The following is an 18,103-nucleotide window of genomic DNA, read 5'->3' as shown; positions in this document are numbered from 1 at the left end:
CAAAGAGGTGGCAAGAAGCCAGAGACGGCACAGCAACTTTTGGATTGGTCTTTATGGACTTACCTGGATTATTGGATGGGATTTTTGTCGAGCTATTGTTGAGAAAATTATGGGCATTAATCGCTCGAAACTCCCTTATTTTCAACAAGGTTTAAAAGAGATGCGTTTGATTAGTATTTTCGCCTAGCCATATTTTCAAACTCTATAAGCTAAGACACATTTAAATTCCGTATTCCCTGTTGCCTGTTACATTCCTGGGAATTGAGGTATGCTAATTGGAATGCAGAACAGCTTATGTTAAAACCTCATAGAATCTGATTTTTGACCAAGTTAAAACCAAAAAAGCAAAATAAATTTGCGTAGATAATACGCAAATAACTGTTCTGGGTCTAAAATTCAAATATTCCTCTCGTCTCATGCAGGTGATTATCATTCTCATTGGTCTGGTCATTCTCAATAAACCTGTCAATAAACTCTCATCTTTTTAAGGCTTGAGGGGTGAAATGCAATGTAAGCCAAGCTTTTGAGCTGCTTGTCACCCCTTCAGGAATTACACTTTAAAGAATGGGATGTATTAGAAGTAGACCACAAAATCCCCAGAGCGCTAAGCGGCAAGGATGAGTGGAAAAACCTACAACTATTGCATCGACATTGCCACGATGAAAAGACTGCTAGCGATGGGAGTCAGAAGTCCTGTAATGACAAAAGGAAACACATTGAGTAGCCGGATGAAGAGAAATTTTCACGTCCGGTTTCGGAAGAGAGGGGCGGGATGGTAACATCCCCCTCGACTCTAACCTCGCAAGCACGGTTTCGGATGGGAGGGGAGGAGCAGTAATGCTCCCCTCGACCCTACCACATTATCGATCCCCCTCGCATCCCCCTTGAAACTGAAGTTCCCCTTTGACAAATCGCTACACTGTATGCATATTGTGGCTTAGGGCGATTTTGCTCTTAGCTTCACTGGGTACAAATTAGGCTGACACCCAATAAATCCAAAGCCTTCCTTTGTACTGGAGTGGGTTCTGTTACCTTGTCAAAGTCAAAATGAACATTTGGGATATTAGACTGAATACAATTGTTAACAATAGTCCCTAAATCAGCCAACAAAGTTTGAAAGCTATGCACAGGTAAATTATCGGCTGTTCGCTTCCTTTGGGCTTTCAGCAAAGCCGAATCACTCCTTATTGAATGGGTAACGACTCCTTCAAGTTTTCGAGACGCACCAACTGAATCATCTTCATCAAATAGGATTGGTGCTCTCGCATCGACGCATATGCCATTCCACATAATACGCCAACATACATAAGAAAACATGGGCTTTGACTCTATCGCTGTTACGATGATAGATAGGGCGAACCTTTAAATCAATAGTTTTATAGCTGCGAAAGGCTTGCTCAACTTTGGATAAACTCTTATAGGCTTTGACAGTCTCTTCGGCATTCAAGATTTCTTCTCTTACGGAACTTCTCACCACATATAATCCATCTAATGTGGCTTCAGAATTGATACTTTCAATGTTTCTTTGGGAAGAGAAGCTATCGGGAGTTATCTGGATATTAAAGTGTTTAGCCACACCATACCGATTGATAACTTCACCAACTTTAAGTCCGATTTCAGCTTCACCCCGGAGCGGACAGCTCTTTCGAGACGTGGCGCTGACAATTTTATCCAGTTTTCGTTCAGTTGCCTGTAATAAATCTTCTCGGTTTCTTTTTCTTTCTTCTGCCAAAAACGGATTCCGACAGGCGATTAATCGCTCTCCTGGATAATCGTCACAAGTAATTTCGGCTAAGTCTCTTTCATCAAATAGAGATAGTTGAATGTATGACTGGTTAACAAGTTTACGGATTTGGCTTGAGCGTAGCGCGGTTATCCAGTCAACTCCTTCTGTTTTTTTTAGGTCTCCTCTAATTCTGGCTTGTGTTATCATCCCTCTGTCCCCCACCCAGATTATTTTCTTCAATCCAAAGCGAGTGCGGACTTTTTTTATTTGCTGGGTTAATGTACTGGGGTCTGCTGTATTTCCTGAAAATACTTCTACAGCAATGGGACACCCTTGGGAGTTACACAATAATCCAAATACGATTTGTAGTTTCCCTTTTTTCTTATCTCTATTATATCCGAATTGTGCCAGAGGACAAGTTTTTCCCTCAAAATATGTTGAGCTGACATCATAGAGAACTAATGTTCCTTCAACAAGATGGATGCCAGCCAAACTGTTTTCTATTTTCTCTTGCCGAGACAAGAGCCAATCCATGGCTAAATATAATTCATCTTCATCGGCTCCCTCCACTCCCAGGATTTCTCATAGACTAGACAGTTTTGTCGCCTGCTGTAGTCCTCTGGCTGTGGCTAATTTCGACGCCGGAGCAATAATCCGTGCCGCTATCATCGATAAAACTAATCTTCTATTTCGGGTATTTTCACCGCTGATGATTGAGTCTAATCCTATTTTGTTTATCATCCCTAGTACGGCGGCTACGTGACCATGAGGGCGAGAACGGACTATTTTAAACGCTTCCTCTATGTCTTCAATCGCCTTGCCTCCTTTGAGGAGAATTTTTAAACCGTCTACCGCTTCATCAGGCAATTTAGATAAGTTCGCTAGAGTTCGTTTACACACTTTCTTTCCTTCGCGGTAAGACTCGCGAAGTAAGATGGCTGGAGGAGAATTTCTGTTAGGAACACGTTCTATGTACATGACTACAATTGTATCACAGATTTTCTTCCGAAAGTATTAAGAAAATCTTAAGTCTACATGGGTACAATTTTTCAGGGGTTGAGCGCTCAAACCACTATCGGATAAGGCTTAATGTTTGGTATAGTACATTTGCACCGGGGGAACTTCAGATCAAGAGATTTTAGCGATCGCGCACTCAAGAATTCAAGCCATTCCCAATACGAGTTAAGTTTTTAGCTCTCGAAGATAACAAGCATAGTTGTGAAAATGACTGAAGCTCTTTTCAGTTTATTTTGTCCTAGAAATTTGCCAATACTAACGCTCATTTTATCGAATGCGTCGGGTAAGGGTTAGCAATTTCAAGTTAATCTTGTTGGAGAATATGTAATTTTTCTATTCTGCGCATGAAAACTTCTACTTTTCCCCTTCAAATTAGCTTCTCAAATTAGTTTGTGAGAAATGCGGGCTACTCATTTACTTTTTTTACTGACTATGAAGCATCGAGACTGGCTTCGCCTTCGGGATGAAGGCGAGAACCTTTGTGCTGTCCTCCGGCAGCAAGGCTATCAATGCCTTAAACAAAGCCGCCGCCTATCTTGGCAAGTCATCAAAGAAGGCAAACCTTACATTTTGACTTGGTTACCGGCACCCGTGGAAGATTGGACTATCCTTCCTAATGATACTAGCCCAGCATGGCAGCGGCTGGTATCGATTGTGCAAAATGGTTTGACATTGAGGAAGGGAGAAACAACATCCCAGCGAACTCAACCTCTAGTAAACTTGACTCGTCCTTGGGCAATTGTTCGACTCCTACCCAATTGTCAAAGGTGTACCATAGCTCGGTTCTTTAATCGTCAAGATGCCCAGGATCACGTCAGAGCTTTGAATCGGTTTATCCCCAATTCTTGTTTTGAAGTTGTCTTTGAGGCTCCGGAAGTTCAGGATGATGAACCGGATGAAGAGCAGCTATAGCCCTGAGTCTCATTATCCACCTGATCGCTAAATCGAACAAGGACACCTTTATTATTTTGAGTGTTTTCTACGGAGTAAGCTGTTTTGGTGTGAATATTAATGGATTGCTTTAACAATCTTACCTAAAGACAAATGCTGGAGGTTTCATGAAACAGCTTACTTCGGTCAAATTTTTCTTGACCATCTTTTTGGCTGGCAGTATTTTTCTGTTGGGAGGCAATCTCTGTGCCAATGCCAGTGAGTTAAAGGTGGCTTCATTCAATGTCGAGTCAGGGGATGCTGTGCCATCGGTCATTGCGCGTAAGCACATTGCTCCATTGGAAGATATTGATATCTGGGGATTTTCTGAAGTTCAGAACGAAACCTGGCTAACGGATCTGGAACAGGGGACGGAAGAAGGGGAAAATGCTGATTTTCAAACGATTCTGGGCAGCACGGGTAGAGGCGATCGCTTGGCTATTGCCTACAACAGTCATCTGTTGGAAGAGGTCAAGCATTATGAACTCGATGATATAAATATAGGAGGTCGAGTGAGAGCGCCCCTGGTCGCTCAATTTCGGTTTAAGCCGACGGGGGAAGAGTTTCTGTTTGTGGTCAATCATTTTTACCGGAGTTCGGAAAGTTCTCGTCACGAACAAGCACGGCTGCTGAATGCATGGGGACGTTCTCAAGAATTACCGATTATTGCCGCCGGGGACTACAACTTTGACTGGGATGTGATATCGGGGGTTCACGATGAAGGCTGGGACTTGCTCACAGCTGATGACGTGTTTACCTGGGTCAAGCCTGAGAAGTTAATAGCGACAATTTGTTCAAATCGATATAATGGTGTTCTAGATTTTGTGTTTGTGGCAGGTGAAGCCAAAAATTGGTCAGCATCTTCTGTAATTCTCTATGGCGATCCATCAGATGCGTATTGTCCCGATGATCAAACAACCAGTGACCATCGTCCAATATTGGCAACGTTCCAGCTAGGAGAATCTGTACAACCAACTCCACCCAATCAACAACAGGTATTACTGGAACAAATTGAACAGATTGAGCGTGAACTCTTGAAGCTTAAAATGTTGGTGGAAGGAAGAAGTTAACACTCTTATTGCCTTCAAAGAAAACAGTTGGGGTGACAACAACCCAGTCTTCCTCGACTGGGTTTGTTTTTTTGTCACAAGCAGGTACACTCCAAAACCCAGTCCCCTCAAACTCGATTGGCTAAAAACGCCACCGTAGAAGAAATCACATCAGCAATATCGGCTGGATCAAGGGCGTAAATTTTGTCTAAAACTTCTGCCTTAATCCTCTCATTGCTAGACATATTGTCATCTTTTACATCCACAACTTTTTTGTTCTCTAACCCATAACGGTAGACTGACAGGGAAATTTCTCCGTCTAAATAAAGTTGCAGGGTTCTGGGGGTACCACCGCTTACCTTTGCCAATTGCCGAAAATTCCTGGAATCCGGCTCAGGTTTAGTTTTCCCCTTCAACCACCGATATACCGTGGAGAAATCTACACCAATAGCATTAGCCAAGCTACTTTGAGTCCAACCCTCTTCTAGCAGCTGTTCAATCAACTGATTCAGCCGCTGTTGAGGAACCTGGAGGTGAGAAGACACGAATGCAGTCACTATCTGTTTAATTAATTGGCTCTGTTTATTAATTAATTATACCCTTTACACCCATTGCCCTACTCCCCACCAAAAGTCTGGACTAGGACGGTACACTCGCTCACGGTTTCAACGTTACCCGTCGATCCCCTACATCTTATTAAACGGTAAAACTTTTACATTGACAAGGTTTGCCGGGATTTCCCTCCCGAGTCCCATCCCCCTGCCTGTAGCCCTCTTGTATGCAATACTATTTCATGGCTGATACAAAAATAGATCGAATAAAAAACTGAAATTAGGCAATAATAGATATTGCATGATGCAATAATAGATATTGCACGGTGCAAATCCAGGCAACAGCAGTCAAAATGCTGAGCAATCATTAGCAAACACGCATTTGGCGGCGCACAGGGCAACTCAAGACGTTCAACCTTGCAAAAGGAGAAGATTAAATGCAATCTCCTAAGATTATCGGTCATAGCGATCAAGCCAATACTCAAACCTTAGCGGATACAGAACACGAACTAACCGATGCTGAGATAGTAGAATTCAGAAGTCTGGAAGCTACCGTAGAACAGGGTTTAAGAGCGTTTTGGCAAATCGGACAAGCCTTACGGCAGATTCGAGACAAGCGCTTATACCGACAAGACTACGGGACTTTTGAGGATTATTGCCTTGCCCGTTGGGAAATATCTCGCCGCTCAGCTTATCAGTTGATTGAAGCGGCTTCGGTGGTGGAAAATGTGCGCCATGGCGCACATTTTCTCCCCGCCAATGAGCGCCAAGCTCGTCCTCTAACTGCCTTAAAACCTGAACAGCAACAGGTAGCATGGGCTAAGGCGGTGTCTACGGCTCCTAGTGGTAAAGTGACGGCTGCTCACGTTGCCCAAATCGCTCAGGAGTATCGACAGCAGAGTGCGCGTACTGCCGCTAACCCATCGCATTCATCCGGAAGCCACTCCAGAACCGATGGAGGTTCGCCTCCTGAGGCACAAACAAATTACAAGAGCTGCTGGAATTGCTCTCATTGCAGTCTAGAGCTGCTCGATGACCCCCAAACGTTTTATTGCAACCAGTTTGGGGTGTTGAATTTTATAGAAAAGGACGGAAACCAACGGGGAGCTGAATGCGAATTGTGGACGGCTCGATGGGCAAAATCCGATGAGACCAAAAGGACTCGGATACTGAAAAGGGAAACCTTCACTCTAACCCTACAGCTTCCTACCCACTTGCAACCACTCCTTCGAGATACGGCTAAAGCTGAGGGATTAGTTGCCGTGGATTGGGCTGCCCAGGTTCTAGAAGCCGCCATTTCTGCAAATCGTTCTGTCCCAAGTGAAGCCATCCTGGACGTTTCAGAGGCTGCCCGAAATGAAGGGAATGCAGATTCTGATCCAACTCAAGGGCATTCTGAGGGAACGGCTGCCGCTTGATTTGGAAATAGCGATCGCGTCGTGTCTTCTCCAGCAGCATCCCTGAGGATGATCCCTGGACGCTTCATGATTCGGTTATTTGGGTTGGACTTGAGAGTATAGTAAGCCCATAAGGGTGTTTCTGTGGTAAATAGTGAGGCTTTCTTTGTGCTGCAATGGTGCGCCTCTCTTCTCAAACGGTTGGTGATATTAGCGGGGTAGCTGGGCTGCACTTTGTTCCCCTTGGCTAAGACGCAAGAGTGTTAGCTAAACCGCCTGATGAGAGTTGGGTGATTCCTGTATCATTAAAATTGCATAATGTCTAGAGCAATTATGCGGTGCTTGATAGGGTTTAATGGGGTTATGTCATTCAATTTTGTGCCTTCTTGTTGCCCAAGCAAGCTTTTGTAAAAATTGTATGAAGTTGGGGTAAAGGACTTCATTATAATTTTTTCTGATGAGTTGGAACGAGTTTGCGTTGTTATTGGGTAGTTTTTAGGTTTATTTTAAAATTATATAGATATATAAAAAACAAACCTTTGAGCGATTTGTATCTAAAATGCCCTCTAATAGGGCTTTACAGCCTTTGTTAAGTTTTGTTTATTTTTTAATGAGTATTTACCAATATAATTATTGCAATTAAACAGACATTTAAAGAGTTTGTGAAGATAGCTTTTATCGGATATTTTTGGTTTAAATAAACTGTAGTAGTATTTTGCACAGAATAGAGAGCATACGGTTCTACTCTAAGTCCAATATTTGCACAATTGTAGGAAGTAAAATATGAAGCTTTTTCCTAGACTCGTCACATCAGCGACTATTGCGACAACGGCAGTCATTGGCATATCTTCTACCACCTATGCCTCAACTCTTGAGTTTGATTTGTTATTTGAAACATCGAATCAAAGCATCTGGGATACGGGTAATGCATTTAGTTTTACTGATGACAGGTTTCTGGGAGTTGACTGGGATGAATCTGTCAGTGAAGGTTTTAGCATCCCTGGGTTCTGTGTGATTCCAAACCCATTCGGCGACTGCATCTTAGGCTTTGATGGACAGGATATAGGTTTCAGTGCCTTTACTAATGGTGAAATCGGTCTTCAAAGCACTTTTAATTTGAATGGAGGTACTGTCAATGCTTTTATTCCAGTTGACTTATTTTTAGTTATACCCGATGAGCCTGTAAAAAAAGGCGAAACTTTCACTATTCAATCAGGTTTCTCTTTTGCTAATGGTGCAACGTTTAAAACTTTCAGTCCGGATGCTTCTTACAATTTAGATTTTATCTTCGATGTGGCGGCAGGTATAGATGTTGATCCGGGTTTTGATTTAGGATTTGATGTTGATAAAACGATAAATTTAGTGAATTTTGATACTGGTGATCTTTCATTCAATAAAACTGGTAATCTCGGAAGCCTTGAGGTAAGTTTTCCCAAAGTTGATACAATGGGGAACCAATCGGGTTCAAATCAATTGACTTCATCCGGGGAAGACGAATTTGTCAATGGTACGCTCGATCTAGACTTTATTGCCACGAGTTTATTCGGACTACCACCACTTGAGGGTGGTGAATCAATCGATCTACCCGTTGTGGACGATCTTGGCTTCAGCTACAACCTTTTGGATGTAGAGGCGACTGCTGTTCTATCAGCACTTCAAGCATTTTCTTTAACCGGTACTTTGCCTGCATTGCTTAGCCTAGAAGATGGAACGACAATTCCTTTCAATATCGGGGAGGATATAGCCATTACCATGCCTAGTAATGCGGGTAAATTTCTCGACATTAATGCCTTTGTTGATTTCAACGCACTCTTCAACAACACGACAAGTCTGGGACTTGATTTGGGTTTAGACGCCCTTATTGGCGAGTTTGACCTCGAACTTCCTGTGCTTCCTGATATTTCTGTAGAACCCCTGTTTGAAGAGAGTGTCGATATTTTTGATACTTCCTTTGAGGTCTACAATAATACGTTTAATTTGGCTGGCTTTAACCAAGAACAGATCAGTTTCCAAGTAGAGACAGTTCCTGAACCCACTTCTCTACTGGGTTTACTATCCTTTGGAGTTTTAGGGGCAGGTTCAGCCCTGAAGCGGAAGCGTGATCAGCAGAAATTAATCAAGCGGCACGAAGTAGAAGCTGCCTAAGAAAGCCAACTGAAAGAGCAATAATTAATAAGCGATCGCACCTATCATTCAGGTATTATGATAGGCGTGATCGCTTTTCGTTGCTGCCAAGATGAAACTCACACGCAAAAAGAAAATCCTGGTTTTGATTATTACATCCATGGTTGCAGCCGTTGGATGGGATATGGCGATCGCACGCAGCGTCTATCATCCCTTAAACTACCTCTATGGGATACTCAGTTGGACGAGTTGTCGGCTGTTTCCCTGTTATCCCCAACAGACGGAAGCCGTGAAGGGAGAACGGGGGATGGTGGTGACGGCGCACAAGGAAGCGTCGCGGGTGGGACAGGAAATTTTACTATCGGGGGGAAATGCGATAGATGCAGCGGTGGGGGTGGGGTATGCTTTGGCGGTGGTTCATCCCTGTTGTGGGAATATTGGCGGCGGTGGGTTAGGAGTGATTCACCTGGCTTCAGGGGAAGAGGTGTTTCTGAATTTCCGGGAAACTGCACCCCTGGCGGCGTCGGCGGCTATGTATTTGGATGGTTCTGGGGAGGTGAACAATAATGCAAGTACCCAGGGATATCTGGCGGTAGGGGTTCCGGGAACTGTGGCGGGTTTGGATAGGGCATTATCTGAGTATGGTACGATGAACCGTCAACAGGTGATGGCGGGGGCGATTCGGTTGGCGCAGGATGGGTTTATTCTGTCACCGGGGGATGTGGAACGGTTGCAGCGTCATACGAAGGTGTTTTCTCAACAGGAGAATGTGGCGGCGATTTTTTTGGATGATGGGGAAGCCTTTCAGGTGGGGGAACGGTTGGTACAGGAGGAGTTGGCTGGAACCTTGAGTGCGATCGCGCGATCGGGATCTGCGGCTTTTTATCAGGGTAGAATAGCTGGTGCGATCGCGCAAGCCAGTGAAGAGAATGGCGGGATGCTGACACTAGAGGATTTTACTCAGTATCGGGTGCTTCAGGATACCCCGTTGCGCTGTGAGTATCGCGGGTATGAGGTGGTAACCGCACCACCGCCGGGAGGGGGAGTGACGGTGTGTCAGATGTTGAACGTGTTGGCGGGGTATCCTCTGGCGGAGTGGGGATGGGGTTCGGTTGAGAGTCTGCATTCCTTTTTGTCGGCGGCGCTATTTGCTTATCGGGATCGGAATCAGGTTTTGGGTGATCCGGATTTTGTCGAGATTCCCGTCAAGCGCCTGTTGAGTCAAGGGTATGCGGCGCAGATTCGGGAACAAATTGGGGAGAGGGCGCTGAATCCCCAGGCGTTGAATATGCAGGATATGCCTCAAGGGACGCATACGACGCATTATTCTATTGTGGATCAGTTTGGTAATGCGGTGGCGGTTACTTATACGATTAATTCCCTGTTTGGCGCTAAGGTGATGGCAAAGGATACGGGGTTTTTTCTGAATAATCAGATGAATGATTTTACGGTGAAGCTGGGGGAGGGGAATCAGTTTGGTTTGGTTCAGGGGAAGGCGAATCAGATTGAACCGGGGAAGCAACCCTTGAGTTCCATGAGTCCGACGATTGTGAAGAAAGATGACCAGGTGGTGTTGGTGACGGGTTCCCCTGGGGGGGCGACGATTCCGACTACGGTGGTGCTGGTGATTACCAATTGGATTGATTATGAGTTGGATATTGCGGCGGCGGTGAATGCGCCGCGTGTTCATTATCAGGGATTACCGAATTGGGTGCTGACGGAACCCTTTGCGGTGGAGGGAGATGGGGTTTGGAGGTTGTGGGAGAAGGGATATCGGGTGATTCCGTTTGTGAGTTGGGGTGCGGCGGAATCGATTCAGGTTGAATCGGGGGGGGTTTGGGGGGTGAATGATCGGCGGCGAGTGGCGGGGGAGGCGATGGGGTATTAGGTAATAAGGCAGGAGGCCGAGGGCTTTCAGAAGGCAGGAGGCCGAGGGCAGAGGGCAAAAGGGAAGAGGGTTTTAGTTGCTTAATCGTTGTTGATAGTTCTCTCGTGTGTTTGGGCTTGATAAATGACTAAGTTATTCCTGTACATCACAAACTAAGCGTTTAAACAAAGATACAGAAATAATGGTGGTATTGCCCAAGGTTTGAACCTCTGAGAAATCTCTGTCTCCGGTGATTAAAAAGTTGGCGTCGGCGGCGATGGCACAGGCGAGAAATTTGGCGTCTTTCTGGTCTCTGGGAAAATCAACGTTGATGTTGACATCAATGAATTGGGTGATTTCATCTAATAGTGTAAACCATCTCTGTTTCTGGTCTGGGGTTAACTTGAGCCGACGGCGATTTAAAACCTCTTTATATTCGGTCAAGATTTCGGCTGATACGACCCACTCAATCTCTGGATTGCCCACCACAAACAGAATCACGGCTTCGGGATTCCTATCAGCGATCGCGGCTGAAACTAAAACGTTTGTATCAATAATAACTTTCATTGTCCCTGGCGATAGGCTTCTATTTCGGCAGCGATTTCGGCTTCAGTCATTGGGTTATCGGCGTGTAAGGCTTGGGTCTGTTTTAATAAGGTTTGCAATCGTTCGACTAAAGGTGTTCTGGGGTTATCTTCGGCGAGGATAATGACTTCGACTCGCTGTCCGGGTTGAAAGGGTAAATCGGATATGATAATCTGTTTTGGGTCTTCAATGGTGATATATTTTTTGTACGCATTCATGGGTTTACGTTAAGGTTTAGATAGGATTTAACGGCGACGTTATCTGAGTATGGCATAATCATACGCTATCTGGTGAGGTCAGGTTGATGGACGAGGCATTTAACCTGTCATCGAGGGATATGGGGTAATTCCATTTATCCCTTGAGGTGCAGCGGAATCCATTGAAATTGAGCTTTTTTGAGCAGTCGCGAGATAACATGAAGAAATGGTGGATAGTGAAACAACAAACCCAACTGTAACAACCTCTGAACTTCCTCTGCTTTTTCAGTTAAATGAGCTAAGAAGTGCTTGGGAAGAATGTCAACCTAAGCGAGCAGAGGGGGGTTTGCTTTCCTTGAGCGGTTTTGAACACCAATTTCTTTTGACGCTGCTGAAAATTGTCCGCCGATGGAAAGACGCTTCTGAAACAGAACGTCAAAGTTTAAATACAGCCCATGCAGTTCTCACTGAAGCAATTTCAGACATTACTGAATCGGGTATATGTGTAACCTTAACACAAGTTAAGCGAACTCTTTCAGAAAGTTTAATTCGTGAAGCCCTTGAAGAACTTTGGGAAATTTTTAATCTTGCCTCTGAGCGTACACCGAGTTTAGTAGAACACTTACAGTTTGTTATTTCTGGTAAATTTGAAGGAGATAGGAATCCGAGGGACGTTATCCAAGGATGGGGGATTCGCAAACAACGAGATCAGCTCCAAAAACTTCAGGCATTCAAAACTCATGTCAGTTATGAGTATGTTTCTGATCCGAAAACAAACTTAACAGTTGAATTAGAAAATCTTTCACTGGATGAAGATGCCCAGACGACTATTGGACGATGGTTAGGCTATCTGCTTCAACTTGGTTCGGGTTTATCTCCTGAACGTGCCAGTAATCTTATATGGCGAGAACTGAGGGACGATAAAAGCTTAACCGCATTTCGGGCAACACTGGCAAGATTATTCAGTCAATCGCGCTATCGGTTTCGTGCTGTTCGACATACTCTTGGTGGAAGTCTTTCTCTTCCTAGAACGAATTTACTATCACAGCTAAAAGTATCTATACAAGCCAAGCAAATATCTCTTATTCTTGGTGCATCAGGTTCGGGAAAATCAGCGCTTTGTACGCTGGGAATGCAAACAAGCTTTCAAGACAATACCTGTTTGTTTCTTCATCCATCTGATATTGTTTCTTTCACAAAAACTCCAGAATCCATATCTAGCCGAGAGACAAGACGGCTTGATGAACTTTTAGCCGCTCAAGTCATAGAGAAACCTATCATCATCATAGATGACCTGAGTGATGTCGATGACCACAGCTTTGATTGTGTGCTTAACCTGCTGCAAAATGCGTTAACTAGAGAAACATCTGATGTTCGCTTTGTCCTGGTAGCACATTTAGACGCTGGACGCCGAGTTCGTGATAAAATTGTCGCTCAACTTGGTGCAGAAGTTCCAATTGATGTTGTTAGGCTGCAACAGTTACCTATTGACGAGCTTCAGTCATCTAATGCTTTACCTGGCGAAGTTGCTGAACTGATTAATCGTGCTGATGAGTTTGGACCGGCTTTAAACCTGAAACTTCTTGACTATTTGATTAGCGGTGTTCAACAAGATGATATCAAAACCTCATCTTTCAGAAATGACCTGGATTTGCTGAATTGGTTCTGGTGTTATCAAGTCGGAAACGGATATGAAGTCAGTGAAGAAGGTCGCGTTCTCATTAAAACGGCTTTATTGTTAGCTGATAACTTTACGTCTGACCTATCTGTATATGACTCACCTGTTGATAAAAACACTCTATATACACTGGTGCGGCGGGACTGTTTTCGAGTTGTAGATGACCGAGTAGCTGTTACCCATCGTCTTGTTGGAGATTGTGCAAGATTTCGCTATCTTTTGGCAAGGCGTCGTGAACTAGAAGTTAGTGAGTTAGCCCAGAGGTTGAGGAATCCGCTTTGGTGTCAACCTATGCGCTGGTTTGCCTTACATCTGGCTATGGAGTCAACAGAAGCTGAGACATGGCAAGAACTGCTGCAAGAATCATCTGAAGGAAATCATTTACAACTCACTGACTTACTCCTTGATGGTGCGATTTTGAGTAAACAGGGAAGCAATGTCCTTCAGGGTTGTTCCGAGAAACGCTTGCCATTTATAGTTGAGCGTATCATCTCTCGGCTTCTCGCGATCGCAACATTTCCGCATCCGGTTATTGCCAAAAACTTGGAGTCTATGTCTTTAGGAAAAAGGCTAGTTACCCAAGAGCAGATAACAGGAATTCCAAAACCACATCTGTGGGAACCAATTTGGCGTTGGCTCTTATCTCAAAATCCAGAGGTTTTGATAGAAAAATCTGACTCAATTTTCAAAGCAGCAGACGCTTGGCTGAAGCCGAACTGGGGCAATTTTACAGAAATATTTCCACTACAGGTTGAAGTTGCAGAATTTGTTCTGGATTTAGCTCAGAGAGTATTGCTCCCTGAGCCGGACAAACAAAGACGCTATTGGTTGAGTAATCCATCAACTGCTTTTGCTTGCATAGTCTACGCATTAAAGTTTGCTCCAGAGCGCTCAGCATGGCTTTTGAGAGCGTTAGCAGGACGAGAAGTAACTCCAAGCACAAGGTTAGAGCCAACTGACGATGACATCATCTCTGGTACTGGTGTACTTGAGCCGCCGCATCCAAGAGGTTCATCAGCACGAGTTCATCCCAAATTTCGAGGATTCATGCTTAAGCATGGAGGACTATATCTTTGTTATGTAGTTCGTGTTAATCCACAACTCTGTGCTGAATTACTACTTGCTGTGACTATTTCAGAGCCAAGTTATCGTTATAAATTTGATAATAACTCTGATTGGTTAATTGATTATCTTGGAACAAGAGGTTCTAGCGATATTGATGTTTGTACATTCAAATTTTACCCACTTCTTTCTCTACTCGACATAAATGAACCTCTTGCAGTTGATGTAGTTGCCACCCTTTGTAATGTAGCCACAAATTACTGGCATAAGCATCGTTGGACAAAAAACAGGCTGGAGGGTAGCCAAAAGACTGATACGGATGGTGTAACTCTGCTTATTGGCAATAATAGAAAACATTTTAAAGGTGGTCGCCATGCTCTGTACTGGCATCGCAAGTATCCCTGGTGTCCAGATATTGTTGCTTGTTTTTTAATGACGCTAGAGGGATGGCTTTACAGCCGTCCAACTAAAGCAGAACTTGAACGCTCCATTTCAATTATCTTTGAGCGTACTGACACTGTTGCAATGCTTGGGGTACTCGTTTCGCTGGCTAGATGTGATCCCAATCTTCTCAAAAGCTCTCTAATTCCTCTACTATCGTCTCTACAACTTTTCGTCTGGTTAGAATTTGAAAAGATTGATCAAGGACAAGATTTTGGGTTTGATGCTTTTAAGGCATGGACGCGACTCTCACAAGAAGAATATCAAGAGCTACTTAAATTTAATCAATTACCTCACCGAAATTTTCCTCTGACCGAGATAGCACTAGGAATGTGGTTACAAGAAAAGATTCCTTTAGAAGCGACATCTCGGATTTTAGCAGACTGGGATAATCACCAACTCAATTTAATTCCAGTTAGCAGTAACTATCGCGCCCAAAAAATCAGAGCTTATTTTGATGCCAAGAATTGGCGATTGGAAAATGATGAGCAGGGAAATCTACAGTTTCGCTTCATCGGTATTCTACCTCAAGATCCAGAAATTGAGGCTGAAGCACAATCTGCACTTCGGAATCTTCACAATTTCCAGTTCATTACGGAATGCCGACAAATTCTAGATGGAAAGTTATCAAAAACACCAGAACTACATAAACAGTTAGTTACTCTTCTGACAAATAAAGAACAGCTTACTTATCTAGAAGATTGTCTTGACGAAAAAGCATTAATGGACACATTTTGGGCAACGATTGCTGTCGTTCTAGAGTCTCCTATTAATGATATAAACCCAGATCTGGAAAACTACATCACTGATTATGTTAGTGATTTTTCAAGTCTACTGATAAGTTTAGATGACTTGAGTCGCTGTCAAAATTATGATATGGATACTGAAGCTTTTATCGCTCAGGCAGCTCCTAAGTTACTGCGAAGATGCAAATTGGAAAGCTCCCTTCGAGCATCTGCTTTCCGTTGCCTTATTGGAGTGCGTAATGTCAACACATCTGCTTTTATGCGTTCATGGATAAGAGAATATGGGCTGACTCATCCACTCACCAAAGAACTCATCAATGTTGCACCCCGAATAGCCCGCCTTATTTCCCTTACTTATGCAGTATCCTATACTAAGGTGATTCAAAGTAATACTAATGAAGATGGGCATTATTTACTCCCAGAGGCTGAAGTTATTCGTGACGAAATAAACAAACGACAAGACGATAAAATTGAAGAGACTTGGTATAGTTTGCAATGTAACTTTGTTGAGCAAAAATTACCTAATATATCCATTATTGATGCTTTTGATTGGACACCAGCGATACTTGTTGAAGCTTTTCAAAAACGACCTCATCAATTACAGATATGCTTTGACTGGAATTTCTTAGTCGCGGTATTAATTCCTGTGTTAGAAGCACAACCTGAAGGTGAAGGTGAGATAGCTCATGATTTCGTGAGTTTATTGTGTGAGCAAGTGCTTTTCGCTTTGCTTCATGACCCCAAGCATTTTAGCGGATAACCTGGAGGGGCGCGATCGCACCCTTCTACAGTATCCCTGAAATCCCCTATAACTGAGGCATTTTCAGAAGACTCACCGGGTATATTCTTGGATCACAAACGCTTGACGGCTGGATTTAGGCTGGTTCTGCTTTTTCACTTGAATTAGGCGAGCGCGAAACGTTCCTACGGGGTTGTTTTTTAGTTCTTCTTGCAGGTAAAATTCGCTTGCCCTGCATCGTAAGAGGTAAGAACATCATAACCCAATTGGCTCTCGTTCCCGGACGATATCCAGAGGAAAATTCTCATTCGAGTAAAACTTAACCATCCCCATCCTGATCAACCGCCGTGATCGCGCGATCGCGTTTTCCTATCTCAAGTTTGCTTGCGAAAGTTCCTGTCGATCTTCCAACTTACCTTTCGTCCCCCCCGTCAAGAGGGATACGCCAACAAACGCTACCAAGCCTACCAACGGACTAATTAACGTGGGAAACCCATCAAAATCCGGCGTAAACACAGGATTAGGGATGTATAGCAGAGTATTATCACTACCGAACATCGTCGGCATCAGAACAAAGAAGCTCAAGCGCGTCGCCGTGCCGACAAGGATGCAAGCTAATGCCCCGTATTTATTCGCTTTTGGCCAAAAGAGTCCTCCCGCTAAGGGAACTAATAACCCCGCGAACCCAAGATCAAAGGCGAGTAGCAGCAAAATTCCTGTTTGGGGAATAAGAACGGCAAAAATCACTCCTAAGGTGGTGATCACGACAGCCATGACTCGGGTGAGGGCTAGAAGGCGATCGCCCGCAGCATTGTGGTCATCGTGGCGGATACCAATGATATTGTGGGCAATGACCGACGATGTGCCTAAAATTGCTCCATCTGCTGTAGACAGAGACGCCGAGAGAATCGCTGCAATCACCAATAACCCCAGCACAGGCGGCACAACTCCTAGGAGGTTAAACAACAGGGGTTGGTCGGAGTTTAAGGTCAACCCGGAGGTTTCGAGAATTGTTGGAGTCGATAATGCCAAAATTGAAAATGGGACACCAATCAGCACCGTTCCCATTGAACCAATAAAGCAGGCTCGCTGTGCTGTTTCTGGACTCTCAGCCGCAAAGACTCGCGCCATAAAGTCAATGGCAACAATATCCCCCAACCCCAAGGCTAAAAGTGTTGCCCAGTTAATCGCAGCTCCAGCAGCAGGATCAGTTAATTGCTCCAGTGCAAAAGGTCCCATGCCATCGGGAATTGTGAAACCATATCCAATTGCAATAAAGCAGATGAGTCCCAGAATGCCTAAGAATGCGATCGCTACTTGAATCGCATCAGTATAAGCCACCGCAAATAACCCACCACTGGCTGTATAAATTAAAACAACCAGCGCGATTAAAATTACCCCAGCGAGATAAGTTGTGCCGAGAAAAGACTGGAATAAATAGCCCCCAGCAACTAAATTTCCCGCCAATAAAAAGGCAAAACTAAGCACCATGATGATTGAGGCTACCCGCTCTGTCATTCGACTATACTTGACCCGATAAAAATCAGGCAAGGTAATTAACCCCATCCGGTTCATCGGTTTCGCAAAAAAGAGACCCGTTAAGAACAAACATAATGCGAGTCCTAACGGCAGCGATGCGCCAGCCCAAAAACCAAAACTTCCTGCGAGATCCATGTTCCCTAAAGTGGCATTGGAGTCTACAGATTGTGCCATCAACGTACCTGCCGCTAGGGGTAAAACTAAGCCTCGACCTGCGACAAGATAGTTAACACTATCGCCCTTAATTTGTTTTGCAGCCCATAACCCAATCGAAAGGGTTAGGACAAGAAATGCGATAATTCCCCCAAAAAAAATTTTATTTGACATGATTGCTTGTCCTTAACTGTTTGCACGTTATCTCGATGAAAATCAGATCCTAGTTATAGTTATGGACTAAAAAGTAACAACATGCTAAGTTTGGAAGAACACAGCATGAGTTAATGAGAGAGCAATGG

Annotated in this window: 12 protein-coding genes and 2 pseudogenes; 8 read left to right on the top strand and 6 right to left on the bottom strand. The window is 44.1% G+C overall.

What is annotated here, in order from left to right:
* Nucleotides 1-187 (top strand): annotated as a pseudogene (locus RLO19_RS30030) (IS4 family transposase); the annotation flags it as partial.
* Between the two features lie 336 nt (nt 188-523).
* Complete coding sequence (locus tag RLO19_RS30025; RefSeq protein ID WP_446361299.1) at nt 524-724, top strand: HNH endonuclease; 201 nt, start codon at nt 524-526, stop codon at nt 722-724.
* A gap of 236 nt (nt 725-960) precedes the next feature.
* Here RLO19_RS30025 and RLO19_RS30020 read toward each other — a convergent pair.
* A pseudogene (locus RLO19_RS30020) lies at nt 961-2,704 on the bottom strand (IS1634 family transposase).
* A 471-nt stretch (nt 2,705-3,175) separates the two neighbouring features.
* On the opposite strand from RLO19_RS30020, the gene RLO19_RS30015 reads away from it, so the two are divergent.
* Complete coding sequence (locus tag RLO19_RS30015) at nt 3,176-3,655, top strand: hypothetical protein (protein ID WP_446361297.1); 480 nt, start codon at nt 3,176-3,178, stop codon at nt 3,653-3,655.
* Nucleotides 3,656-3,801: 146 nt separating this feature from the next.
* Entirely contained in the window at nt 3,802-4,743 is a 942-nt protein-coding gene (locus tag RLO19_RS30010; RefSeq protein WP_446361295.1) for an endonuclease/exonuclease/phosphatase family protein, read from the top strand.
* 107 nt (nt 4,744-4,850) lie between these two features.
* On the opposite strand, the gene RLO19_RS30005 is transcribed toward RLO19_RS30010, so the two are convergent.
* The gene (locus RLO19_RS30005) at nt 4,851-5,279 is read right to left on the bottom strand and encodes a helix-turn-helix domain-containing protein (RefSeq protein ID WP_446361293.1); all 429 of its coding nucleotides are present in this window, start codon (nt 5,277-5,279) and stop codon (nt 4,851-4,853) included.
* 431 nt (nt 5,280-5,710) lie between these two features.
* Here RLO19_RS30005 and RLO19_RS30000 point away from each other — a divergent pair, with 431 nt between their 5' ends.
* Nucleotides 5,711-6,691 carry a hypothetical protein gene (locus RLO19_RS30000; RefSeq protein WP_446361291.1) on the top strand — a complete coding sequence of 327 codons (981 nt, stop codon included), beginning with the start codon at nt 5,711-5,713 and terminating at the stop codon, nt 6,689-6,691.
* Here RLO19_RS30000 and RLO19_RS29995 read toward each other — a convergent pair.
* Nucleotides 6,658-6,903, bottom strand: coding sequence for a hypothetical protein (locus RLO19_RS29995; RefSeq protein ID WP_446361289.1), 246 nt, complete (start codon nt 6,901-6,903; stop codon nt 6,658-6,660). The two genes, RLO19_RS30000 and RLO19_RS29995, sit on opposite strands and share 34 nt — an antisense overlap.
* A gap of 550 nt (nt 6,904-7,453) precedes the next feature.
* Between RLO19_RS29995 and RLO19_RS29990 the strand changes: the two genes are divergently transcribed.
* Nucleotides 7,454-8,815, top strand: coding sequence for a PEP-CTERM sorting domain-containing protein (locus RLO19_RS29990; RefSeq protein WP_446361287.1), 1,362 nt, complete (start codon nt 7,454-7,456; stop codon nt 8,813-8,815).
* Between the two features lie 91 nt (nt 8,816-8,906).
* Nucleotides 8,907-10,682 carry a gamma-glutamyltransferase gene (ggt, locus tag RLO19_RS29985; RefSeq protein WP_446361285.1) on the top strand — a complete coding sequence of 592 codons (1,776 nt, stop codon included), beginning with the start codon at nt 8,907-8,909 and terminating at the stop codon, nt 10,680-10,682.
* A 132-nt stretch (nt 10,683-10,814) separates the two neighbouring features.
* Here the strand turns inward: ggt and RLO19_RS29980 are convergent, their stop codons facing one another.
* Together RLO19_RS29980 and RLO19_RS29975 are read right to left on the bottom strand one after the other, a co-directional pair.
* Nucleotides 10,815-11,228 (bottom strand): putative toxin-antitoxin system toxin component, PIN family, encoded by a 414-nt coding sequence (locus RLO19_RS29980; RefSeq protein ID WP_446361283.1) that lies wholly within the window; start codon nt 11,226-11,228, stop codon nt 10,815-10,817.
* On the bottom strand, nt 11,225-11,464 hold the full coding sequence (locus RLO19_RS29975; RefSeq protein ID WP_446361281.1) for a hypothetical protein: 240 nt from the start codon (nt 11,462-11,464) through the stop codon (nt 11,225-11,227). Before RLO19_RS29975 ends, RLO19_RS29980 begins: the two co-directional genes overlap by 4 nt.
* A 205-nt stretch (nt 11,465-11,669) precedes the next feature.
* Here RLO19_RS29975 and RLO19_RS29970 point away from each other — a divergent pair, with 205 nt between their 5' ends.
* Complete coding sequence (locus RLO19_RS29970; RefSeq protein ID WP_446361279.1) at nt 11,670-16,130, top strand: hypothetical protein; 4,461 nt, start codon at nt 11,670-11,672, stop codon at nt 16,128-16,130.
* A gap of 348 nt (nt 16,131-16,478) precedes the next feature.
* Here RLO19_RS29970 and RLO19_RS29965 read toward each other — a convergent pair whose 3' ends face one another.
* Nucleotides 16,479-17,975 (bottom strand): sodium:solute symporter family protein, encoded by a 1,497-nt coding sequence (locus RLO19_RS29965; RefSeq protein ID WP_446361277.1) that lies wholly within the window; start codon nt 17,973-17,975, stop codon nt 16,479-16,481.
* Between the last annotated feature and the right edge of the window lie 128 nt (nt 17,976-18,103).

Source organism: Coleofasciculus sp. G2-EDA-02, assembly GCF_040226375.1.
GTDB lineage: Bacteria > Cyanobacteriota > Cyanobacteriia > Cyanobacteriales > Coleofasciculaceae > Coleofasciculus.
This window is presented reverse-complemented; position numbering and strand designations above follow the sequence as displayed.